Origin of the sequence: Paenibacillus sp. FSL R7-0216 (genome assembly GCF_037969915.1) — a bacterium.
Lineage (GTDB): Bacteria > Bacillota > Bacilli > Paenibacillales > Paenibacillaceae > Fontibacillus > Fontibacillus rhizolycopersici.
Map to the genome: position 1 here is coordinate 866,937 of NZ_CP150222.1, position 21,897 is coordinate 888,833.

Annotated in this window: 20 protein-coding genes and 1 pseudogene; 13 read left to right on the top strand and 8 right to left on the bottom strand. The window is 53.7% G+C overall.

Annotated features, from left to right (window positions below; genetic code table 11):
• Positions 1–61: 61 nt before the first annotated feature.
• A complete protein-coding gene (acpS, locus tag MKZ15_RS03665; RefSeq protein ID WP_339819909.1) occupies positions 62–469 on the top strand; it encodes a holo-ACP synthase in 408 nt (135 codons plus the stop codon).
• 12 nt (positions 470–481) lie between these two features.
• Positions 482–1,669 carry an A/G-specific adenine glycosylase gene (mutY, locus tag MKZ15_RS03670; protein WP_339819912.1) on the top strand — a complete coding sequence of 396 codons (1,188 nt, stop codon included), beginning with the start codon at positions 482–484 and terminating at the stop codon, positions 1,667–1,669.
• An 800-nt stretch (positions 1,670–2,469) separates the two neighbouring features.
• Here the strand turns inward: mutY and MKZ15_RS03675 are convergent.
• Both MKZ15_RS03675 and MKZ15_RS03680 read right to left on the bottom strand, forming a co-directional pair.
• Entirely contained in the window at positions 2,470–2,682 is a 213-nt protein-coding gene (locus MKZ15_RS03675) for a hypothetical protein (protein ID WP_155607236.1), read from the bottom strand.
• Positions 2,683–2,717: 35 nt separating this feature from the next.
• Entirely contained in the window at positions 2,718–3,332 is a 615-nt protein-coding gene (locus MKZ15_RS03680; protein ID WP_155607235.1) for a superoxide dismutase, read from the bottom strand.
• A 360-nt stretch (positions 3,333–3,692) separates the two neighbouring features.
• On the opposite strand from MKZ15_RS03680, the gene MKZ15_RS03685 reads away from it, so the two are divergent.
• The 8 genes and pseudogenes from MKZ15_RS03685 to MKZ15_RS03720 all read left to right on the top strand — a co-directional run bounded on the left by MKZ15_RS03685 (position 3,693) and on the right by MKZ15_RS03720 (position 9,238).
• Positions 3,693–4,136: a GNAT family N-acetyltransferase gene (locus MKZ15_RS03685; RefSeq protein WP_155607234.1), complete on the top strand. Its 444-nt coding sequence runs from the start codon at positions 3,693–3,695 to the stop codon at positions 4,134–4,136.
• 129 nt (positions 4,137–4,265) lie between these two features.
• Positions 4,266–4,850 (top strand): signal peptidase I, encoded by a 585-nt coding sequence (gene lepB / locus MKZ15_RS03690; RefSeq protein ID WP_240908758.1) that lies wholly within the window; start codon positions 4,266–4,268, stop codon positions 4,848–4,850.
• Positions 4,851–4,874: 24 nt separating this feature from the next.
• Positions 4,875–5,315 carry a ribonuclease HI gene (gene rnhA / locus MKZ15_RS03695; RefSeq protein WP_193416594.1) on the top strand — a complete coding sequence of 147 codons (441 nt, stop codon included), beginning with the start codon at positions 4,875–4,877 and terminating at the stop codon, positions 5,313–5,315.
• A gap of 54 nt (positions 5,316–5,369) precedes the next feature.
• Positions 5,370–6,509 (top strand): annotated as a pseudogene (gene queG / locus MKZ15_RS03700) (tRNA epoxyqueuosine(34) reductase QueG); the annotation flags it as partial.
• Positions 6,510–6,584: 75 nt separating this feature from the next.
• Entirely contained in the window at positions 6,585–7,619 is a 1,035-nt protein-coding gene (locus MKZ15_RS03705; protein ID WP_155607231.1) for an HD domain-containing phosphohydrolase, read from the top strand.
• A gap of 96 nt (positions 7,620–7,715) precedes the next feature.
• Complete coding sequence (locus MKZ15_RS03710; RefSeq protein ID WP_155607230.1) at positions 7,716–7,958, top strand: YneF family protein; 243 nt, start codon at positions 7,716–7,718, stop codon at positions 7,956–7,958.
• A 44-nt stretch (positions 7,959–8,002) separates the two neighbouring features.
• Positions 8,003–8,596, top strand: coding sequence for a GTP cyclohydrolase I FolE (folE, locus tag MKZ15_RS03715; RefSeq protein ID WP_155607229.1), 594 nt, complete (start codon positions 8,003–8,005; stop codon positions 8,594–8,596).
• Positions 8,597–8,815: 219 nt separating this feature from the next.
• Positions 8,816–9,238 (top strand): hypothetical protein, encoded by a 423-nt coding sequence (locus MKZ15_RS03720; protein ID WP_339819920.1) that lies wholly within the window; start codon positions 8,816–8,818, stop codon positions 9,236–9,238.
• A 1,030-nt stretch (positions 9,239–10,268) separates the two neighbouring features.
• Here the strand turns inward: MKZ15_RS03720 and MKZ15_RS03725 are convergent.
• Together MKZ15_RS03725 and MKZ15_RS03730 are read right to left on the bottom strand one after the other, a co-directional pair.
• On the bottom strand, positions 10,269–11,525 hold the full coding sequence (locus MKZ15_RS03725) for a Fe-Mn family superoxide dismutase (protein WP_339819922.1): 1,257 nt from the start codon (positions 11,523–11,525) through the stop codon (positions 10,269–10,271).
• A 68-nt stretch (positions 11,526–11,593) separates the two neighbouring features.
• Positions 11,594–12,625 carry an alpha/beta fold hydrolase gene (locus MKZ15_RS03730; RefSeq protein WP_155607226.1) on the bottom strand — a complete coding sequence of 344 codons (1,032 nt, stop codon included), beginning with the start codon at positions 12,623–12,625 and terminating at the stop codon, positions 11,594–11,596.
• A 242-nt stretch (positions 12,626–12,867) separates the two neighbouring features.
• On the opposite strand from MKZ15_RS03730, the gene MKZ15_RS03735 reads away from it, so the two are divergent.
• The gene (locus tag MKZ15_RS03735; protein ID WP_155607299.1) at positions 12,868–13,620 is read left to right on the top strand and encodes an IclR family transcriptional regulator; all 753 of its coding nucleotides are present in this window, start codon (positions 12,868–12,870) and stop codon (positions 13,618–13,620) included.
• 124 nt (positions 13,621–13,744) lie between these two features.
• On the opposite strand, the gene MKZ15_RS03740 is transcribed toward MKZ15_RS03735, so the two are convergent.
• The 3 genes from MKZ15_RS03740 to MKZ15_RS03750 are packed head-to-tail and all read right to left on the bottom strand — an operon-like array spanning position 13,745 to position 16,893.
• A complete protein-coding gene (locus tag MKZ15_RS03740) occupies positions 13,745–15,370 on the bottom strand; it encodes an alpha/beta fold hydrolase (RefSeq protein ID WP_339819925.1) in 1,626 nt (541 codons plus the stop codon).
• A gap of 23 nt (positions 15,371–15,393) precedes the next feature.
• Positions 15,394–16,500 (bottom strand): DUF5808 domain-containing protein, encoded by a 1,107-nt coding sequence (locus MKZ15_RS03745; RefSeq protein WP_213623566.1) that lies wholly within the window; start codon positions 16,498–16,500, stop codon positions 15,394–15,396.
• Between the two features lie 6 nt (positions 16,501–16,506).
• Positions 16,507–16,893: a GntR family transcriptional regulator gene (locus MKZ15_RS03750; RefSeq protein ID WP_193418810.1), complete on the bottom strand. Its 387-nt coding sequence runs from the start codon at positions 16,891–16,893 to the stop codon at positions 16,507–16,509.
• A gap of 125 nt (positions 16,894–17,018) precedes the next feature.
• On the opposite strand from MKZ15_RS03750, the gene MKZ15_RS03755 reads away from it, so the two are divergent.
• Positions 17,019–17,894 carry a GNAT family N-acetyltransferase gene (locus MKZ15_RS03755; RefSeq protein ID WP_339819929.1) on the top strand — a complete coding sequence of 292 codons (876 nt, stop codon included), beginning with the start codon at positions 17,019–17,021 and terminating at the stop codon, positions 17,892–17,894.
• A gap of 39 nt (positions 17,895–17,933) precedes the next feature.
• Here the strand turns inward: MKZ15_RS03755 and acnA are convergent, their stop codons facing one another.
• The gene (acnA, locus tag MKZ15_RS03760) at positions 17,934–20,648 is read right to left on the bottom strand and encodes an aconitate hydratase AcnA (RefSeq protein WP_155607222.1); all 2,715 of its coding nucleotides are present in this window, start codon (positions 20,646–20,648) and stop codon (positions 17,934–17,936) included.
• Positions 20,649–20,884: 236 nt separating this feature from the next.
• Between acnA and MKZ15_RS03765 the strand changes: the two genes are divergently transcribed.
• Complete coding sequence (locus MKZ15_RS03765; RefSeq protein WP_339819932.1) at positions 20,885–21,889, top strand: amidase domain-containing protein; 1,005 nt, start codon at positions 20,885–20,887, stop codon at positions 21,887–21,889.
• Positions 21,890–21,897 lie beyond the last annotated feature (8 nt).

Genomic DNA, 21,897 nt, shown 5'->3' on the forward strand with positions numbered 1-21,897 from the left:
GCTAGTCCCGGACGAGACGCCAGGATAGAAGGAAGAAGATAGAAGGAAGAAGGGCTGCCTTTTGATTTTCGGAATCGGACATGACATCGTCGAAATTCATCGCATAGAGCGCTTGTTGAACAAGGCGATCGGCGAACGGTTTCGGCGGCGGATCTTGACCGCAGCGGAGCTGGAGTTGCCGGGTCAATCGGCTCGTCCAGCGGAGTTTTTGGCGGGGCGGTTCGCGGCCAAGGAAGCGGTCAGCAAGGCGTTTGGCTGCGGGATCGGCCAGGTGCTGAGCTTTACCGACATGGAGATCTTGCCCGATGCGAACGGGAAGCCGTCGGTTTCATTGACTCCGGAGGCATGGGAACGGCTGGGGTTAACTGGAGCGAATCGTCCGGAGGACGACGGATACGCCATACATCTTAGCATTACGCATGAGCGGCAGCTGGCTTCGGCTTTTGCTGTGGTGGAACGCGTGAAATAGAAGGAGAGCAACATGCGGGGAAACAGGGAAACACGGATATTTTTCAGTAAGGAGCTGCTCGGCTGGTACGAGCAATCCAAGCGGGACCTGCCTTGGCGCAGGCACCGCGATCCTTATTATATTTGGGTGTCGGAGATTATGCTGCAGCAGACGCGCGTGGATACGGTTATTCCGTATTTTCAGCGGTTTATTGAGCGCTTCCCGACGATTGCTGATTTGGCGGAGGCGCCGGAGGAAGACGTGCTGAAGTGCTGGGAAGGGCTTGGTTATTATTCGCGGGCCCGCAATCTGCAAGCGGCGGCCAAACAGGTCATGGAGCGCCACGGCGGGATCGTGCCGAATACCAAGGCGGAGGTGTCCGCCTTGAAGGGGGTTGGCCCGTATACAACCGGGGCCATCCTGAGCATCGCATTTAACCGCCCGGAGCCAGCGGTGGACGGGAACGTCATGCGGGTGCTGTCACGCTACTTCCTGATTGAGGAAGACGTGGCGAAGGTCGGGACACGCACCCTCATGGAGGAACTGGCCGCGGAGCTGATCCCGGAAGGGCGGGCCTCCGACTTCAATCAGGCCTTGATGGAGCTGGGCGCGCTCGTCTGCACGCCCAAGTCGCCGCAATGCCTGGTTTGCCCGGTGATGGCCCGCTGCGCCGGCCGGCTTGAGGGCGCAGAGGAGCGCCTGCCGGTCAAGAGCAAGGCGAAGCCGCCGCGACCGGAGTACCGGCTCGCCGCCCTCGTCGAAGGCGGCGGGGCATTGTCCGGCCGCGTGCTCGTGCGCCGGCGGCCGGACACGGGGCTGCTCGCACGGATGTGGGAGCTGCCCCATATCCCCGCCGACGCCGTGCCGGGCGAAGGCGCCGGCTTGCCCGACGGCCCGGCGATGGACCGGCTGGCGGCGGTTCTGGCCGCCGCCGGGGTGCCCGCCCGGCCGGGCGGGGCACTGCTGAACGCGGAGCACACGTTCAGCCACATCCATTGGAATCTCCGCGTCTTTCGTTTTGACGCGGAGATTCCAATGCAGGCGCCGGCCGGCGGGGGCGTCAGCCCCGCGGCCGTGGCCGAGACCGCCGCGGCGTATGACGCGGCGGGCGGCGAAGACACAACCTCCGAGTACCGGTGGATCACTCGGGAGGACATGGACAACCTGGCGTTCCCGAACGTTTTCCTGCGCATTCTGAACGGATATTTTGGCTCAGAGTGAAGTCGGCAGGAAGCTGTAAAAGGATCTGGGACAGCAACTTGTAACAAGGGCGAGTGACTAATTAGAGGTTGTGTAGCAGTGCAGCAGCAATATAGCGTTATAAAATGTTCTTCTGTTCAGCATCGAGCGCATTTGGGACGTAATTTGGCCAAATAGCGGTAAATCTTACCGCTATTTCACTGAAATCCCCTGGTTTGAGCAAAATAGCGGTAAATTGTACCCTTATTTCGTGCATCGGCGTCACAAGGAGCTGCAATTTGGCCGAATAGGGCCATCATTTACCGCTATTTGCGGGCGAAGCGCATCCCCCGGTAACGATAGTGGTACTTTTTACCGCTATTCGGCCGTGACAGGCTCCTTGGCTCGTAAATTGGCGGAATGATGGTGGGGAGGGCTAAAAGGATCTAGGACAGCAGCTAGTAACAGGGGCGAGTGACTAATTAGAGGTTGTGTAGCTCGTGTGGTAGCAATATAACGTTATAATATCACCTTATTTGGCCCACCCCACCAATTTTGGGTGCAAATAGCGTTAAAAAGTGTTCTTATATTCAGCATCAGAGCTCATTTGGGACATATTTTGGCTGAATAGCGCTAAAGTTTACCGCTATTTCACCGGAACCATTTGTATAGAGCCCAATAGCGGTAAATCGTACCCTTATTTCGGGCACCAGCGCCATTTGGAGCCGTAATCCGGCCGAATAAGGCCATAATTTACCGCTATCCGGCCGCAACAGCAAAAAGGGAAGGCGTCTACACGCCTTCCCTTTTTGCTGTTCTCGGAGCCCTTGCGCAGTTGCTCATTACATCATGCGGTTCTCCACGGATTTCATATGGTTTTGCGTATCCGGTTCGCGGTGCTCCTCGCCCTCGACTTTACCGAGGTCGGGGGTTGCCCCGCTGCCGGTCACGTTGTGGGCGAAGTTCGTGAATTGCTGCTTATGCGCGTCCTCGGCGTGTTTGGTGGCGAGGAGCTCCTCCGGGTCATTTGTCAATTTACGCTTTTGCTTTGCCATAGATGTTCCCTCCTTCGTAAGTAATCAACGCGGCTTTATTTCTTCGCAGCTTCGTAAAGCCGGTTCACTTCGTCCCAGTTAATAATGTTCCAGAACGCCGCGATGTAATCCGGCCGTTTGTTTTGGTACTTCAAGTAATATGCGTGTTCCCAAACGTCGAGGCCGAGAATCGGCGTCAAGCCTTCAGAGAGCGGGTTGTCTTGGTTTGGCGTGCTGGTGACGGAGAGCTTGCCGTCTTTGCCAACGACAAGCCAGGCCCAGCCGCTGCCGAAACGGGTCGTCGCGGCTTTGGTGAAATCTTCTTTGAACTTATCGTAACCGCCGAGATCGCTGTCGATCGCGGAGGCAACAGCACCGGTTGGCGCACCTCCGCCGCCGGGGCCGATGACCTTCCAGAACAAGCTGTGATTGGCATGTCCGCCTCCGTTATTGCGCACGGCCGTACGGATATTTTCCGGAACGGCGTCCAGGTTGGAGATAAGCTCCTCCACGCTTTTGCCCTGCAGGTCAGGCGCACTTTCCAGAGCTGCGTTCAGGTTGGTTACATAGGTATTATGGTGCCGGTCATGGTGGATATTCATCGTTTGTTCATCAATATGAGGTTCCAATGCGTTTGCCGGATAGGGCAACGCAGGCAATTCATGTGCCATGTTCGATCTTACCTCCCGTTTGAATTGGATCAAGTCTCATCATCCTTGTGTAAAAAGTTAGCAGGAAAGCCCCTTCCGTATTACACCTGCATAACAATCCTATTATTGGTAATGCATAAAAATATATGCATAACTGTGAGTCGGTTAAGGACATTTTGCGAAAGTTCATAATTGTAAACGCTTAATATAAAGCGCTTTCAGAAGAAAAATGATGTATTTGGGGGATATCTATGGTTTAATGGACAAGGAAAGAGTTTTTTCCTCGTTTTTTGTCTGGAATCAAATATTCGGTTGATGTAAAACAGGGGGGTTCTTTTTTTACATCGGCCTATCTTGCGTGAAGAAAAGGGAGATCATAGCATGCGTATTCGTTCCTTTCAGTTGAGTGATGTAAATCAAGTGATGGAGCTATTGCAGGTGGCCTTATCGGAAGATTGCTACGAAGATACCAAGTGCGCGTTTGCCAGACAACTTTCCTGGGATTCCGAACTGATTATGGTTGCGGAAGTCGAGGAAGAGATCAAAGGGGTATTGATCGGGACGATCGATCAGAATACGGGATGCATTTATCGCATGGCCGTGCACCCTGAGTACCGTCGGCGCGGCGTCGGCCGCAGCCTCGTTTCCGCGATGGAACAACGATTCCAGCAGCGGAATGTCCGTCGGATTATGGTCGCCGGAGACGAACACAATAAAGCGATCATGCCGTTGTATGAAGCGATGGGCTATGGAGCCAGTAAGTTTTTGGAAGCATTCCAGAAGCTTGGCATCGCGGCAGCTCGGACATTGACGGGATCCAATTGATGAAAAACGTCCCGAAGCAAATTCGGGAAATGTTGAAGCATATCTTCCATCCATTGCAAATGGGTGAAGGATATGCTTTTCTATTATATAGATTGTTTAAATTTGATGAGGTGTAGGATGGAACCGGTCATGGATTCGGAAAGCAAGGCACAAGCGGACCTCGAGGGATCCGCCGGCAAGCCGCAGAGTCGCTGGGCTGCGGAAATATGGGAGATGTTGAAGACGATCGTCATCGCCTTCGTGATCATGATGCTGTTAAATGTATTCGTGTTTAATTTGTCGATGGTGAAGGGGCAGTCGATGCAACCTACCTTGGAGGAGCAGGAGCGGCTGTTCGTGGACAAGATGGTGTACCGGTTTGGCCATCCGAAACGCGGCGAAGTCGTTGTGCTGAAGGATCCCAGCGTCGATGCCGATCGGAAACCGTTTCTGGTTAAGCGAGTCGTGGCGGTACCGGGTGATTCGGTCGAGGTACGGGACGGCCAATTGATTATAAATGGGGAGTCCCAGAACGAACCGTACACCGACTCGGCGATCGAAGACGGTGACATGTCGGAGGTTCAACTCGGCGCGGGGGATTATTTTGTGATGGGCGATAACCGCCATGCCGGACGGAGCAAAGACAGCCGTTACTTTGGCACCGTGAAAGAGAAATGGATCGTTGGCCGTGCTGAATTCGTTTTTTGGCCGATTGCCAAGATCCGTGATTTATAAGACGTTTGTTTGGGAGGATGAATCGTGAAGGAAGTTATGATATATACGGATGGGGCCTGCTCCGGGAATCCGGGTCCAGGGGGATGGGGCGCAGTGCTGCTGTTTAACGGGCATCGCAAAGACCTGTCCGGCGGCGAGAAAATGACGACGAACAACCGTATGGAGATTCAAGCGGTCATTTCAGCGCTCAGCCATTTGAAGGAGCCTTGCCAGGTGAAGGTCTACAGCGACTCCGCCTACGTGGTCAACTGTTTTCAACAGAATTGGATCCGCGGGTGGCTTAAGAACGGATGGAAGAACAGCAAAAACCAGCCTGTCGAGAATCGCGACCTTTGGGAAGAACTTTGGCGGCTCATGGGCATCCACAAGGTGGAATACGTGAAAGTGAAGGGGCATAGCGACAACGAGCTGAACAATCATTGCGACCTGTTGGCTCGGGAAGCGATTAAACGGTTGTCCTCTTGAAAAATAATGCTTTGTTACCATAACAGCAACATGAACAGCAAGGAGGGGGAAGAGATGCCGATGACGGAAACCGGCTTTGCCCGTTTACCGGCTGGGGATAGCCGCTGGGCCGAGCTGAAGCGGGAGATCCAGGAAGCGGCGGCGGAGCTCGGCATCGACGATATCGGATTTGCCAGCGCTGATCCGTTTGTGTCGCTGAAAGCGATTCTGGAGGACCGGCGCGACAAAGGTTACGAATCCGGCTTTGAAGAGCCGGATCTAAATAAACGGGTGTATCCGGAATTGTCGCTTACGCAGCCGGCTTCGCTGATTTCGATCGCGGTAGCGTATCCGTCGAAGATGGAGAATCCTCCGAAGTCTGCGCCTGGCGAGCGGCGGGGCATCCTGGCTCGTTCCGCCTGGGGACAGGACTATCATCAGGTGCTCCGCGAAGCGATGGAGAAGCTTGAGGGCTTTATCCACGAACGCGTACCCGAAGCGCGAATCGAAAGCATGGTTGACACCGGGGTATTGGTAGATCGAGCGGTGGCGGAGCGGGCAGGGATTGGCTTCAAGGGCAAAAACTGCGCGATCATTTCCCCGAAGTGGGGCTCGTGGATTTACCTCGGCGAGTTGATCACGAACGTGCCATTTCCTCCGGACTCGCCGGTAACGGAGGACTGTGGCGACTGCACCAAGTGCATCGACGCGTGCCCGACGGGAGCGTTAGTTGGCCCCGGCGAACTGAACGCACAGCGTTGCATTTCTTTTTTGACGCAGACCAAAGGGTTTGTAGATGAAGAATTTATGGTTAAAATCGGCAATCGTCTGTACGGCTGCGATACGTGCCAAGTCGTCTGCCCGAAGAACAAAGGCAAGTCATGGAACCATCGGCCGGAGCTGGCGCCGGACCCGGAGAAGGTCAAACCGCTGCTGCTGCCGCTGCTAGACTTAAGCAATCGCGAATTTAAGGAACGTTTCGGTGACAGCGCCGCAGCCTGGAGAGGCAAGAAACCGATCCAACGCAATGCAGTTATTGCGCTAGGTAACTTCAAAGATCCGACTTCCGTGCCGAAATTAATAGATATACTGCTTCATGATCCACGTCCAGAGCTAAGGGGAACCGCAGCTTGGGCATTAAGCCAAATCGGGGGCATGGAGGCCGGAGAAGCGATCGGCCGGGCGCTTGACGCCGAGCAGGAGGAAGAAGTGCGGGTTCGGCTTCGGACCGCCGAGCAGAAGCTGCAGGCTTCCATCGGGGATTGATATCCGGCAAGGGGGATAACATAGATGCGTTTCATCAATATCGAGGATATCGAACCGGGGCAACATCTGGGGAAAACCGTGTATTCGGCTAACGGGACCGTGTTATTGTCGTCAGGGGTTCAGCTTACGGTGTTCATGATCAACACGCTGAAGCGGATCGGCGTAACGATGTTATATATTAAGGATCCGGATTACGAGGATATCGAAATCGAAGACGTGCTCAGCGAATCGACCAAACAGGCGGTGTTCCGGGAGATGTCCGAAACGCTGCAGGCGATCCGCTCCGGGAAGGACTGGAGCACGCGCAAAATCAGCAACAGCGTCGACTCTCTGCTGACCGACGTGTTGAATAGCAAGGAAGTATTGTTGCAGCTTACCGATATTCGGACGGCGGATAATGCCGCCTATCTTCACGCGGTTAACGTCAGCCTGATTTCGTCCATGATTGGACTTAACCTGGGGTTGGGATATTCCCAACTCAAGGATTTGGCCATCGGCGCGATGCTGCACGATATCGGCAAATCGTTGGAACTGCCAGAGGGAGCCGATCCGGAGGACCCCAAAAACCACCATACGTGGCGGGGATACGAGTTGCTGCGTCATAAACGCGAATTTAATCTGCTAATCGCCCATACGGCGCTGCAACATCATGAGCGTCCGGACGGTAACGGCATACCGCGGAAGCTCGCGGGAGAGGAAATCCATCTGTTCCCGAGGATCGTCGCGGTCGCCAATATGTACGACAACCTGATCAGCGGTGGAAGTAAGGATGGGCGGGTTTTGTTACCGCATGAGGCCTGCGAGCATATGATGGCCTGCTCCGAACAAGAGCTGGACCACGAGGTGCTTGTAGAATTTACGCGCATCATCTCCGTTTATCCGAACGGAACCTCGGTCCGGCTCGGAACGAAGGAGACCGGCGTGGTTGTAAGGCAGCACCGGGGATTGCCGGGCCGACCGGTCATTCGGATCGTGCGGGGAACCGGCGACGAGTTGGACGTGAACGAAGTCGACCTGGCGACGGAAACCACGTTGTTTATCGAGGCGGTTTTGGCCTGAATCCTTGAATCGCGGCAGGCTGGATGCTATGATATTTGGAGTGCGCCGGCCTTTATAGCAGGGGCTGCACGATTATAATCCAGGGGTGGCTGAAGCATGGATATCGTTATTCCAATCATTACTTTAATCGTCGGGCTGGTCGGCGGCTTCGCGATCGGGGTATTTTACCTCCGCAGACAGCTTACGAAGATGCAGAGCGATCCGGAGATGCTGCAAAAGATGGCGAAGCAAATGGGGTATAACCTGAACAGCAAACAGATGCAACGCGCGCAGCAGATGATGAAAAATCAAGGCGGACAAGCGCCGGTACCGGGCCGTCCGACAAAGAAGAAAAAATAATGAAACGTTTCACATATTTCATGTGAAGGGAGGAGGCGCTGAAGATGGCTGGATTGAAAGATTATGTAAACAAGCAGGTAGGCGACAATCGGGAGCAAATTGAACATCATGTTCGGGAAATCCTGAAATTGATCGGGGAAGACGTGGAACGTGAAGGACTACTCGAAACCCCGGCCCGGGTGACCCGGATGTATGAGGAGATTTTTGCCGGATATGAAGTGGATCCCCGTGACGTACTGGGCGTGACCTTCGAGGAAAATCACGAGGAACTCGTCATTGTCAAAGATATCGTCTACTACAGTCAATGCGAGCATCATATGGCGCCTTTCTTCGGTAAAGCCCATATCGGCTATATTCCGAGCGGCCGGATCGCCGGGCTCAGCAAACTGGCCCGTCTGGTTGAAGCGGTGACTCGCCGCTTGCAGGTGCAGGAGCGGATTACTTCGCAGATTGCTGACATCATGGACGAAGTACTGCAGCCGAAAGGCGTGATGGTTGTCGTCGAAGGCGAGCATCTATGCATGTGCGCCCGCGGCGTCAAGAAGCCGGGCAGCAAGACCGTAACCTCAGCCGTACGCGGAAGTTTCCGCAAGGATGCAGCTGCTCGGGCGGAGTTTTTGTCGCTCATCAAAAATTAGTTTTTTATAAAAGACCTTTGGTTTCGAGGATTATGCCTCGTTAACTGAAGGTTTTTTAGTTTTGAGATGGGTTTGCGTATCATTATCCTATTTAGAAATCTGGTTAAGTATGGAAGGGAGGTACTGAAAAAACAATATATTGATATAAAATACATAAATGGTATATAATAACAATAAGGGATCTGGCCGGAACCTATTATATTATAGGAGGCTTCGTCAATGAAACTAAAAGCTATAGTATCATTTTCCTTAGCACTATTTTTTGTTACCTCAAGTTCAAGTGCCTACGCTGGTTCAAATATTACGAATATCAAGGAAAAGATAATCGTTATCACAGACCAGATACATGAAGTAGAAAAAAGAGTACAATATAAAGTTTCGGAAGATAATGCAATGAATAACTTTAGAAATAACTATGAAATAAGCTACAATGAAGAGATTCCGCAAGATAATTTTGACGCTATAGTTATTTCATGGGAAAAAGCAGAAAGCAATATGAATATTCTACAAAATATCATAAGTAATGGTCGGGAAGTCTTTGTTTTTGGTGAGAATCTGGATTCTAATAAAATCTCAAAATTTACTCCAAGTAGAATAACAGATCAAGCAAGAGAGAAAGAATCAAAAGAAGAGATGAATTGAAGTAATTAATGATAAGGAAGAGTCTTGGAATTTAATCGGATATGTAGATGGTGAACCTAAATTTTTTAGTAATATTCAGTCGTACACATATGAGGGGAAGAAAAAGGCGCTTTATGAGGATGTCGTACTTCAAGAGATTTCACAATATGGAAAGGATAATGCTGAAGATATCGCATCTATACTTAGCTATGGCACAGATACAATTATTACTAGTGGTTATAATCTCAATAGTTCGTTATATAGAGATGATGCAAATGGAAACTCGATACTACGGGCTACATTAAATGCTGACTACATTTTGAAAAGAAACACAACCGAAGATCAGGATCCCAAGTATGATTATCTTTATCTGAGAAATAATGTAGAATTAACTTCTTATAGTACGGTTACGTCTCTTGAAACAATAGACATAGATCATAGCTTAAAATACCCCTCTTCGGATAATATTTTGGATTGGGGGCCTGACTCAACCAATAATGCGAATGGAAATTCAATTACTGTAGGATTGCCTTGGGCAGTCTCCTGGTCATTCACTCCATCAAATGTATCGACGGATATTTCTGTGTCTGGGGGGCAAACTTCAGATTCATTGCATTGGAGTGTTTACAATGAGGCATTTACAGGATTGAGGTATTCCTTAGGTAATCCGACAAGAATTCAACCTGGCACTGCATGGGCGTCTACTGGATCTTTAGCTTCCATCAACATGGATAACTCTGCTAAAGTTAAGTATGGGACTACGGATTACTACTTGAGTATCTATAAACAAATAGAATATGATTATTAATAAATACATGTATATGTTGAGGATAAGATCATGAATAAGAATATTACCCCGAATAAATTAATACTTATTTTGACGATTCTAATCATAGCAGTCTTATATTTTGTAGTAACGATGAGCTACGCTGAAAATGGGTACGGACTCCTTATCCAACAATTAAATAACACTATTATTATTTTGTTATTAACTCTTATCCTCTTCAAATTGAGTAAATGAAAGTGAATAGTGTGAACAAAATGGCAGCCGTTAAAACGGCTGCCATTTTAATTTTCTTGCCGCCTCGAACCGCTTGGCGACGGCCGGCCAATAGACGACGTTCCACCAGGCTTTGATGTAGTCGGCACGCATGTTCTGATGCTTCAGATAATAGGCGTGTTCCCATACGTCGAGCGGAAGCAACGGAACGACGTCCCATTGCGACAGGTTCTGGTGTTTCTCCGCCGTGAGGATCTCCAGCCGGTGGGCACGCGGGCTCCACACGAGAATGGCCCAACCGCCGCCTTCCACCTTCGCGGCCGCTTCGGAGAACTGTTTATGGAAAGCGTCGTAGCTGCCGAAGTCGCGTTTGATCTGCTCTAGCAGTTCACCTTCCGGTTTGCCTCCGCCTTTTGGACTCATGACATCCCAGAAAATCGTATGAAGATAATGCCCCGCGCCGTTAAAGGCCAGTTCTCGCTCCCAATGCTTCACTAAATCGAAGTTGCCGGATTTGCGGGCTTCCTGGAGCTTCAGCTCCGCTTTGTTCAAATCGTCGACGTACGTCTTATGGTGCTTATCGTGGTGGATGCGCATCGTCTGCTCGTCGATGTGCGGCTCCAGTGCGTTATAAGGGTAAGGCAAAGGAGGAAGCGTATGCCCGCCGATTGGGACGGGACGCTCCGGTACACGCGCTGCGGCTTCTTCAGCGTTGTCGTTCGCAGCCGGTTCTTGGCGAAGAGGTGCATCTTCCTGCACGGCTTCCGCCTCGAAGTTCTCCTCAGAAGTATCGTAGGTGTCCTCTCTGTTTAACGATGCGGGGAGGGGGGCAGCAGGGGGATAAGGATAAGGCGTCGCCCCGGCCATATTGCCGGCAATTCCCCCCGGCCGGTTCAACCGCTCGAGGACCTCGAGGAAATACGCCGATTCGCGAATGATATGCTGAAGTACGACCGGAGCGAGCGGTACCATCTTGACGGCATGGCTATGATTCAGCATGATTTCTAGCTGGCGGATGAATTCCCGCGATTGCTGGAACGAGGCTTGCAGAAGCCGTTCCGTCTGCCGGACGACCTCAGGGCTGGAGGCGGCGGAAGGGGTCGCCAAAGCGTATTGCAACAGCCTGTCGGCCGCGGTCTGTGTCCCTTCAAATACGGGCTTCCATTCCTCCAGAAGCTGGACGTAATTGGCTTCCAGGCCGGGAACGATGGCTTGGATCACCTCCGTATGCTCCGCTTCCTGCTGCTTCCAAAAGCGAATTTCCTCCAAAATACGCACAGGCAAAAAAGGCCCGTAAACGAACAACATTCGGCCTACCTCCTCAAGATTAAGAAGTACATTACTACTAACTTATGAGCGAGGAGGGTTGGCTTATGCTATTCAGATACAGACCCGATTTGCACATTGGTATTTTGGGATGCTAGCTTGATTTTTCCGAGGAACAACGACACTTTGCGTAAATACTCCTTGGGATGCTCACGGAAAATCAATTCATGATGAGCTCCGTCCACGATCCACACGCCGGAATCGGGGTTGGTCTGGTTGGCTGCGAGTTTCTCCGCGATGGGGTAAGGAGCCTTTTCATCTTCAGTGCCGTGAATGAACAGAGTCGGAAAAGGATAGTCCTCCGATTTAACCTGAGCGTACGGAATTTGCCGCAGGCTGGTCCCGTTTAGCACCGGCAACAGCATGCCGATGATCTCCAGCGAAGGATGGCGGGGCAGCCCGATATGCTGACGGATGTTGTGGTACATCGTATCCGGCTCAAGCAGGAACGTACTGTCAAGGATCATACCGTCAATGTCCGGGCTTTTTAAAGCAGTTTGCAATGCGGTCCCGGCTCCCATAGAGAAGCCCCAGACGATGATTTCCTGGCCGCCTCGCTGCTTGGCAACCTGAATCGCTCCGAGCAGCTGTTGGGCTTCCTTTTTGCCGCCGGTGGCGACTTCCTTGCTGTTTTGCGCGGCAAAGCCGTAATCAAACATCAGGACATTGAAGTTCAACCGATGGGCGAAATTGGCCAGATCATACATCGGAATCCAGGTTTCTTCACGGTTGGCTCCATACCCATGGCTAAAGACGATGGTTTTGACGGAGTCCTCCGCAGGAATATACCACCCTTGCATTATTCGGCTCCCGTCGGCCGCGGGAAAAGCGATGTTCTCGTATTCGAGGTTGATGGACAGCTTTGGATTAGAATAAAGCGGTGCCACCTTTGGATTGGACAATACCCAGGCGATATACCCGTGCAGCGAGACAAAACAAAAAATCAGGAAGAACAGCACGGACAACAGGAGAGCTACGAGGATATTTTTAATGCTGACGCGCCGGGTAGTCGCCGCGGGAACATCGTCGGTAACGTAAGCCGAAGAAGGCAAGGGAAGGTCATTTCGGCCAGTGTGGCTCATGCGCTTCCCTCCCAATACTGGATTATATGATTGCAAAAGCGGACAGTTTACCGTTAAGAAAACGCTTTTATAGCAGTTGAACCGGAGAAAATGTCGAAATAACGCGATTCTCCTGAATTTAATCGTAAGTCGATCCCTTATTAATGTCAATGGAAGGTGTTTCATTGACGGAAATTCGCTTCTTTCATATAATTTATGTAACCGAGTTTCATATAGTGAAACCTAAGGAGAGTAGATGCCGGATGGAAGACCGGAAGCTGACAGTGCGCGCGGTCGAGCGGGCTTTGGATATATTGGGTTGCTTCACGAAAGCAAGCGATTTGGGGTTGACGGAGATTGCCGCCGAAATCGGCCTGCATAAAAGCACGGTCCACCGCTTGTTGACCACGCTGGAGGAACGAGGTTTTGTCGTTCGTGATCCGGCTACGGAGAAGTACCGCCTGGGCCTTAAGGTGTGGGAGCTGTCGACGCACATGTCCCACAGCGACGACCCGGCCGTACTGCTGCTGCCGCAGATGGAGCGACTGCGCGATCGGCTCGGGGAGACGGTCAGCCTGTATTTGCGCGACGGCATCGAGCGGCTGCGGATCCAGGCGGTGCAGAGCAACCAGGCGATCCGCCGGGTCGCGCCGGTCGGTGCGCGACTGCCGCTGTACGTGGGCGCGTCCAGCAAGGTGCTCGTCGCCTACTCGGGCGACGAAGTGCTCCAGGCGGTGCTGGACAGCCCGGATTGGCCGCCGACGGTTGACCGGGCGGCCTATGTGGCGCAGCTGGAGGAGATCCGTGAACACGGATATGCCACCAGCTACGAGGAGCGGGAGCCGGGGGCATCCGCCGTCTCCGCGCCGATCTTCGACCGGACGGGGAAGCTCGCCGCCGCCCTGTCCGTGTCGGGGCCGGTCAGCCGCTTGACGTTGCAGCGGCTGGAGGAGTACGGGCCGATCCTGGTGGAAGCGGCCCGGGAGATGGGCCTGATGATGGAGCCAATAAGGTAAGGTGATTGGATCACCTTATTTGTGACTCCGTGTGTCGCGGCATCCTGTGTCTTGAGCACGCAAAAGCCCGCCCCTTATGGGGCGGGCTTTGTTGGCATCGAGGGGGCAGTAAGCACAGCGCGGCTTACTTGGTCCCGCGAACCCAAGCCGCGATATCGTCGACGATCTCTTTGGACACGTTGGACGGCTGGTTGTATTCGGCGCCGATGGAGAGGCCGTCCACTTTGGCCAGAAGATGATTGACCTGTGGATACGACTTGAACGTGACGTCTTTGCGGTTCTGCATCGCCGCTTTCCAACCTTCGAACTGTTTCATCGTCACCTGCCAATCGTTCTCGCCTTGCAGGATCAGCATCGGGCCGGACTGCTGCTTGGCGAGCTCGGCCGGCACATAATTTTTCTGCTCGAACCACCAGTAAGCAGGCTGGGACGGGAATTGCTCCGGCATATGGTCAATCGTATACTGCGGGTCGTTGACCATCGCGGCGATCGACGTGTACACAGCCGCTTGCTGCTCGTAAGGCGCCGGGTCCTGGCCAAGCTGCTTCACACGGTTGACGAGTTCGGCTTGCTGCTCGGCTAGCACGTCAGCGAATTTACCGCTAGGCCCGGACAACAAAATCGTTCCGGCGATGTCGCCGTTAGCATCGCCTGCGGTAATGAGCGGCATAGCGTAACCGCCTTGGCTGTGACCGGCGACGAAGATGCGAGAAGCATCGATCTCCGGCGTTTGTTTCAATAATGCGACCGCCTTCAGAGCATCGTCGACGGTCTCTTTCTTTAGTGTGAACTTCGGATCCGCTGCAACCTTGAACGTATGCTCGTACGACACCTTGTCGTAGCGCAGCACGGCGATGCCTTGCGCAGCCAAACCAACCGCGAGGTCACGGAAGGGCTTGGAGCTGCCAATCGCCTCGTTCCGGTCGTTCGTGCCGGAGCCGTGCACGAGCACTACTGCCGGGTAAGGACCTTTGCCCGCGGCTGGCAGCGTCAATGTGCCCGGGAGGGCTATGGCGCCTTCGCCAACGGTTACTTCTCGCTCGGTGTAAGCGGCAGCGTCGTCGTAGGCGGGTTTTTGGTATGCCGAGCTGGTCGCAGCGGCGATATACATATCATCGATCTCCCCGGCGGTGTTAAGCCGAAGCGTCAGGTTCACCGGAAACGCCGCCGTTTGGAACGCATACGTTACGTTGCGATGTATCGAGTTGGTCGTTTCGCTTTTGGACGGAGCGCCCGCCGCTTTGCCAAAAATCGTTTCATAGTTGGCCCACAGCTGGTTCAGCATGGCGGCCGGGAGGGCATAGGACGAAGAAGGGCTGACATATTTCGCTGCTTCGGCACCGTTTCCGTCAAGCAGCGCGTTCAAGAACAAGTCGGCGTGATCTTTCGCCCCGACTTCAGGCTGATTCGTGCTCTTTACTTCAAACGCCTTAGCAAGAAAATCAGCGTCTACTAGAGCGCGGCCGTCAGCAATACGTACCGGCTCGTCTAAAACAACGCGATTTCCGTCAAGCAGAGCCTCCGCCGAACCGATCGTTAGCACCAGCTTATGGCCATCCTTCGTTACAAGGATCGTAGCGCTACCGGACTCCCAGTGGACTTGTGCGCCAAAACCTTCGGCAGCTTCCCGTACCGGGGCTAGCGCTGTGGCGCTTTGCTTCGCTGCGAAGGCGGAAGCGGACGGAAGGGTCAGACTGAGCGCCAGCGTAGCGGCGGCAGCGTTTTTGAACAATCGGGATCGTTTGGTCATCGTAATCTCCTCCTTAATAACTTCTATTTTGCGAGCCAGGCAGACCAACCGATGACGGCCAGAATGCCAAGCAGGGTAATCCAGGATAGCGGATTAGCAAAATTCATCGTCCAGCCGATGCCGCTTCGCTTCTCGACAAATAACGATGGGTCTTGCGGATTGAAGTAAATGGAACCTAACTTCCAGTAGCGGTCATCCGGAACCGGTGCCGTGCTTGTGCCGGTAGCTGCTGCGGTACCGCGGCCGATTCGGCTTCCGCCTTGTCCCGTGGTGAAGGATAACACCAACGCGAACAGCACGATGAAGACGGGGACGGCCATGCTAACTAGCGTGATGATGTTCTTGTCCATTGGGCGAATCAGGTTCACTTGCATGAAAGAGAACATCAAGATCAACGCCAGCGAGGACGCGAGTGTAAAAACGGACCATCTGCGACGGAACGCGACGTTTTGGCGGAGTGAACGTTCCGGGTCGGCGGCTTGAAGCTGCTGCTTGCTGTGTTGAATCGACCAGTTGACAAACCCGAACAATATAGTCATAATCACCTGCATCACATTGGGAAACAACACGACGCGGTAAGATTTGGTGGCGCTGCGGACTACTTCCCCGGAGAAGTCAAACTTCATCGCGACGGGATCTGGTATGGCGGCGTATTGGCTTAACACCAAGGCTACACTGGCGGCAATAATCCCTGCGTGGATCAAGAACCACTTGCCGGAAAGCGCCAGCTTTTGCCGGCGAAAGCCGGTGTCCACCGCCAGTAGAGTGGGAGCGGAGGAGGCGACTGGCAAGGCCGGACGGATCTTTTTCATACGGAAATAAAATACAAGGTAGAGGGCCGTAGAGAAGATAATCGTCAATCCGATATAAACGCTAAACCAGACTCCTTGGGCGTTCCCGTCCTTGTTCCATACACTAAGCAGGCACGCAATCAGCAACAGGGAATAAATTCCCCCGCTCACAGCGGCATATTGCCGACGTAACCGACGGATCGGTTCGCTCCAATACTGCTCCGGGCTGACCGATACGCCGAAGCTTACCGTTTCCCGGGTCAAATAAGGCATGAAGGCCAGAGATGCTACCAGGGGTACAAACATAAGCAGCAATAACAAGGTAGATAGAAACATCATAGGGCACTACTCCTCTCGAGTAATTTCTTGGTGGATTTGTTCCACTAGGGAGAGCAACTCGTCCTTCTCGATCCCGCGGCAGATGGCCTCCGCTACGATCGGACGCAGTTCTCGCCGTTGTTTCTCGCGGAATTCGGGAGTCACCGGGGGCATACCCTCCGGATCAATGACGACGCCTTTTTGGCGATGGACCTGAATATATCCTTCCTGCTTCAGCAGCGTGTAGGCTTTGTTCACGGTATGCAGGTTAACGCCGATGTCAGAAGCCAGACTTCGTACCGATGGCAGGGGCTCCCCCAATTGAAGCTGCCCGCTGGCAATTCCCTCAATAATTTGATGGACCAGCTGCGTATAAATCGGGACATCCGATTGTAAATCCAGCTGTATAATCACAATGTGGCATCTCCTTCTCTTGTTCTAACTGTTATACTTATAATATAACAGATGGTTGTTGTAGTGTAAAGTAGTCGTTTGGTTTTATTAACATGTTCTTTTACAAATAGAAGGGGGCTGAATCGGTGCCATCCTATATCATCGTAAAGCTATCGGAAGTTACGCCGGAATCGCTGGAACCGATTCACTGGCTGGAGCAAGTTTGCCGTCAAGCGGACGGGTCAAAATTGAACATCGGTCTGGATAACTTGAGCAAAGAAAGCGGCGATCACGCCTATCTCTACCAGGTGGAAGGGAGTCTGCGCGGATATTTAGGTTGGTATACTGCGGATGGGGTGGAGGCGAACTTAATCGCCATGGTTCACCCGGAATCGCGCCGCCAAGGCGTATTCCGACGGTTGCTGGAGGCTGCGATCACGGAGATGGACGAGCAGGGGATCCAAACCTACCGGTTTAAGGTTCCCGCCGATTCCGAACCCGGCTTACGCTGTGTGGAGCATCTGGGCACGCGGTTTGACGGCTCGCAGTTCGCCATGGAACTCACCTCCTGGCAAGAAGATTCAGCCGGTCACGCGGACCTGACGCTTCGTCCGGAGGAGCTTGAGGATTTTGGCTTTATGGTACGTTGCTTGTCGCAGGCGTTTGGCGATACCGAGGAGTGGACTATTCAGTATTTGGGCCATACTCGGGAGCCCAGCCGCCACAACTATATCGGCTGCTGCGGGGAAGAGCGGATCGGCTTGATTCGCGTCAATCTTCTGGGGAGCGAGACGGCGGTGATCCACGATTTTTGCGTGCTTCCGTCCCAACAGGGGCGTGGGTATGGAGGAGAGATGCTAGCCCAAACCGTGCGGTTGCTTCTGGCGCAGGGCCGTACGAGGATCCGCTTGAGCGTGGCCGCAGATAACCGCAGCGCATTGGAGTTGTACCGCAAGACTGGTTTTGCAATTGTATCGGAATCGCGATACTACGTCTGCAAAAGAAAAGAGTTCCCTTCATAAGGCTGAAGGGAACTCTTTTATATAGAAAAGGTTGGACGATCAGTTTGAAGCAATCATTTGACGCAATACCGTTTGCAGGATGCCGCCGTTGTGGTAGTAATCGACGTCAACCATGCTGTCGAGACGGGCGATAGCCGGGAATTGGAACGTAGTCCCGTCCGCGCGAGTTGCCGTTACGGTCAATTCTTGACCCGGCTTCACGTCATTGCTGAGTCCGTCGATATCAAACGTTTCGGTACCGTCGATGGCCAGCGTTTTCCAGCTCACGCCTTCCTGGAACTGCAGCGGCAGAACGCCCATGCCAACCAGGTTGCTGCGGTGGATCCGTTCGAAGCTCTCGGCAATGACCGCTTTGACACCCAGCAGATACGTGCCTTTAGCTGCCCAGTCGCGGGAGCTGCCGGTGCCGTATTCTTTGCCGGCGATGACGACGAGGTTCTGGCCGCCTGCTTGATATTTCATCGAAGCGTCGTAGATGGACATCACTTCATCCGTTGGCAGATACTTGGTTACGCCGCCTTCTGTGCCCGGCGCCACTTGGTTGCGGATACGGATGTTCGCGAATGTGCCGCGCATCATGACCTCGTGGTTACCGCGGCGGGAACCGTAGGAGTTGAAGTCCTTCCGTTCGACGCCATGATCGGTCAAATATTGGCCCCCAGGGCTGTTTGGTGAAATGTTACCCGCCGGGGAGATATGGTCGGTCGTGACCGAATCGCCAAGCAGGGCCAGTACGCGAGCGCCGCGGATGTCGGCGATGTCGGACAGCCCCTCGCCAATCTTCTCGAAGAATGGCGGGTTCTGGATGTAAGTCGATTTCTCATCCCACTCGTACAGCTCGCCTTGCGGAACCGGAATCGAGTTCCACCGTTCGTTTTGCGTGAAGACGTGCTCGTATTTGCTGCGGAACATCTCCGGACTCACCGATTGGCCGATCGCTTCCTTGATTTCCGCGGAAGAAGGCCAGATGTCCTTCAGGTAGACCGGCTGATTGTCGCGATCGTAGCCGATCGGATCGTTTTGCAGGTCGATGTTGACTGTGCCGGCCAACGCGTAAGCGACGACAAGCGGCGGGGAAGCCAGATAGTTGGCTTTCACCTGGGCATGGACGCGACCTTCGAAGTTCCGGTTGCCCGAGAGGACCGCCGCAACGGTCAGATCGTTATCGGCGATTGCCGTGCTGACTTCGTCCGGCAATGGCCCGGAGTTCCCGATACAGGTTGCGCAGCCGTAACCGGCAACGTGGAAGCCGAGAGCTTCCAGCGGCTCGATCAGGCCGGCTTTTTGCAGGTACTCGGTGACCACGAGCGAACCTGGCGTCAAGCTGCTCTTCACGTAACCCGGTTTGGTTAGACCGCGTTCTACGGCTTTCTTCGCCAGCAGGCCGGCGCCGACCATGACGCTTGGGTTGGAGGTGTTCGTGCAGCTCGTGATCGCCGCGATGACAACCGCCCCGGCTTTCAGTTCGCTGGTCGAGCCGTTCGGATGCTTCACCGGCACGGACTGTTCGATTTTTTCTTCGCTGAGGCCGTAGCCGCCTTTCTCAACCGGCGTGCGGATGATGGTGTTGAAGCTTTCCTTCATCGCAGTGAGCTCGATGCGGTCCTGCGGACGTTTAGGGCCAGCTAAGCTTGGTACAACGGAGCCAAGATCCAGCTCGATCAGATCGGAGAATTCCGGATCTGGCGTATCGTTCGTGCGGAACATGCCTTGCGCTTTGTAATACGCTTCAACAAGAGCGATTTGCTCTTCGGAGCGGCCGGTGCCGCGCAAGTAAGCGAGCGTTTCCGTATCTACCGGGAAATAACCGATCGTTGCGCCGTATTCCGGGGCCATATTTGCCACGGTCGCGCGATCAGCGAGGCCGATGTTCGCCAGGCCCGGGCCGTAGAATTCTACGAATTTGCCAACGACGCCTTTCTTGCGCAGCATTTGGGTTACGGTCAGCGCCAGGTCGGTCGCGGTTGCGCCTTCGGCTAGACTGCCGGTCAGCTTAAACCCGATGACTTCCGGGGCAACAAAATAAAGCGGTTGTCCCAACATGCCGGCTTCGGCTTCGATTCCGCCAACACCCCAACCAACGACGCCAAGGCCGTTGATCATCGTCGTATGGGAGTCGGTACCGACGAGGGAATCCGGGTAGACAACCGTTTCCCCGTTCACCGTCTTGGTAGCGGCCACGGAAGCCAGATACTCCAGGTTCACCTGGTGAACGATCCCGGTAGCCGGAGGTACGGCACGGAAGTTGTTGAAGGCGGTTTGCGCCCAGCGCAGGAAGCGGTAACGTTCCTCGTTGCGCTCAAACTCGACCTTCATGTTATACTCGAGCGCATCCGGGGAACCAAACGCGTCGACCATAACGGAGTGGTCGATAACGAGATCAACAGGCACGAGCGGGTTGATCTGCTTCGGATCGCCGCCGGCTTTCTTTACGGTATCGCGCATGGCGGCGAGGTCAACGACAACCGGCACGCCGGTGAAATCCTGCAAAACAATACGAGCGGGGATAAACGGAATCTCCTTATTCTCATCGCGGCCTTCGCTCCAACCTGCGATTTGCTTCACATGCTCCTGAGTAATGGCTCTGCCGTCGTATTGACGTACAGCGGCCTCAAGCAGCACTTTAATCGAGAACGGCAACTTGGAAATGCTGCCAAGCCCTTGTTGCTCGAGAGCCTGCAGGTCGAAGTAACGGTAGCTCTTGCCGCCGACTTCCAGCGTACGGGCAGAGGAGAAAAAATCGTTCGCTGACATGAATGAACCTCCTTAGTAAGTTTCACCTAATGAAACATAATTTCAAATTTTCTTTGATTTAAGTATACCTTCCCTCACGTGGTGAGTAAAGTACTTTTTGTACCCAAATCTCACCTTGTTTAGGCTGCTCCGGTGCGGATGAATGGGTTTTCAGACCCCTCCGGGACAGGTGCAAAACATACTCCCTCCGAGGCGTTCATATAATGACTAACAGTGGAAAAAGGAGGCGTGGACGCATGGCGGATGAATGGAAAAAGACGTTATCGGTTTACGTAAACGAACAAAACCAGGATGAAGTGGACTATCGCACGCCTAGCGGGGGCACGGTCGTAACCGATGTGGATTATTTGCTGCAACGGGGCGAACGGAAGCGCAGGCTGGAGAGTTGGTATCGTGTTCGAGGGGCTGCGCCGTTGCGCTGCGAGACCCGGGCCAAGCTGGTACGCGAAATCGAAAACCGCGAGGGCGAGATCGAGGTCGATCTGCAACTGTCGCGAAAAATATACTATGAAAAAGGAGGCGCCCGCCACCAGGAGGAGCGAATCGATAAGCAGCGCCTGACTTTGGCGCGGGACGGTGCGGGCTGGACCGTCATCAAGGTAGAGCAGCCGGTTCCTGAACGACATCCGGCGTTGGTGCTCCCTGCTAATGATGAGGGCGAAGCGACAGGCCATAAAGGGGCTGTGCCGAGGCCGTTTTTAAACCGCGATGTCCTTGGGGGCGGCAGTGCCCGCAGCATCGCCTACCGGCGCGCAGAAGCTGTTATATATGCCGATCGGTGGTGGGACAGTTTTAATCCGGAGTTCGCCGCCTTCGAGGTCGACTGCACGAACTATATCTCCCAATGTCTCTTTGCAGGCGGAGCCCCAATAAACTATACTGGAAAAAGAGAATCGGGCTGGTGGTACAAAGGCCATGTCGGCGGGCGGGAGCTGTGGAGCTACAGCTGGTCTGTCGCCAATGCGCTAGAACGCCATCTCGGCCAAAGCCGAAACGGGCTTCGCGCCGAGTTGCTCGAACGTCCGGAACAACTCCAGCTCGGAGACGTTATCGCCTACGACTGGGACGGAAACGGCACGTTTCAGCATAGTACCATCGTAACTGCGTTTGACGCCGGCGGAATGCCGCTGGTCAACGCCCATACGACGCCAAGCAAACACCGCTATTGGGACTACCGGGATTCCTATGCCTGGACCGACAATACGGTGTATCGTTTTTTTCATATCGCGGACCGGTTCTAAAGTCGGCT

Bases quoted from the DNA above. Each gene is read 5' to 3' on its own strand.
- mutY (WP_339819912.1), top strand. From the start codon at position 482: ATGCGGGGAAACAGGGAAACACGGATATTTTTCAGTAAGGAGCTGCTC.
- MKZ15_RS03675 (WP_155607236.1), bottom strand. From the start codon at position 2,682: ATGGCAAAGCAAAAGCGTAAATTGACAAATGACCCGGAGGAGCTCCTC.
- MKZ15_RS03680 (WP_155607235.1), bottom strand. From the start codon at position 3,332: ATGGCACATGAATTGCCTGCGTTGCCCTATCCGGCAAACGCATTGGAA.
- MKZ15_RS03685 (WP_155607234.1), top strand. From the start codon at position 3,693: ATGCGTATTCGTTCCTTTCAGTTGAGTGATGTAAATCAAGTGATGGAG.
- lepB (WP_240908758.1), top strand. From the start codon at position 4,266: ATGGATTCGGAAAGCAAGGCACAAGCGGACCTCGAGGGATCCGCCGGC.
- MKZ15_RS03705 (WP_155607231.1), top strand. From the start codon at position 6,585: ATGCGTTTCATCAATATCGAGGATATCGAACCGGGGCAACATCTGGGG.
- MKZ15_RS03710 (WP_155607230.1), top strand. From the start codon at position 7,716: ATGGATATCGTTATTCCAATCATTACTTTAATCGTCGGGCTGGTCGGC.
- folE (WP_155607229.1), top strand. From the start codon at position 8,003: ATGGCTGGATTGAAAGATTATGTAAACAAGCAGGTAGGCGACAATCGG.
- MKZ15_RS03720 (WP_339819920.1), top strand. From the start codon at position 8,816: ATGAAACTAAAAGCTATAGTATCATTTTCCTTAGCACTATTTTTTGTT.
- MKZ15_RS03725 (WP_339819922.1), bottom strand. From the start codon at position 11,525: ATGTTGTTCGTTTACGGGCCTTTTTTGCCTGTGCGTATTTTGGAGGAA.
- MKZ15_RS03730 (WP_155607226.1), bottom strand. From the start codon at position 12,625: ATGAGCCACACTGGCCGAAATGACCTTCCCTTGCCTTCTTCGGCTTAC.
- MKZ15_RS03735 (WP_155607299.1), top strand. From the start codon at position 12,868: ATGGAAGACCGGAAGCTGACAGTGCGCGCGGTCGAGCGGGCTTTGGAT.
- MKZ15_RS03740 (WP_339819925.1), bottom strand. From the start codon at position 15,370: ATGACCAAACGATCCCGATTGTTCAAAAACGCTGCCGCCGCTACGCTG.
- MKZ15_RS03745 (WP_213623566.1), bottom strand. From the start codon at position 16,500: ATGATGTTTCTATCTACCTTGTTATTGCTGCTTATGTTTGTACCCCTG.
- acnA (WP_155607222.1), bottom strand. From the start codon at position 20,648: ATGTCAGCGAACGATTTTTTCTCCTCTGCCCGTACGCTGGAAGTCGGC.
- MKZ15_RS03765 (WP_339819932.1), top strand. From the start codon at position 20,885: ATGGCGGATGAATGGAAAAAGACGTTATCGGTTTACGTAAACGAACAA.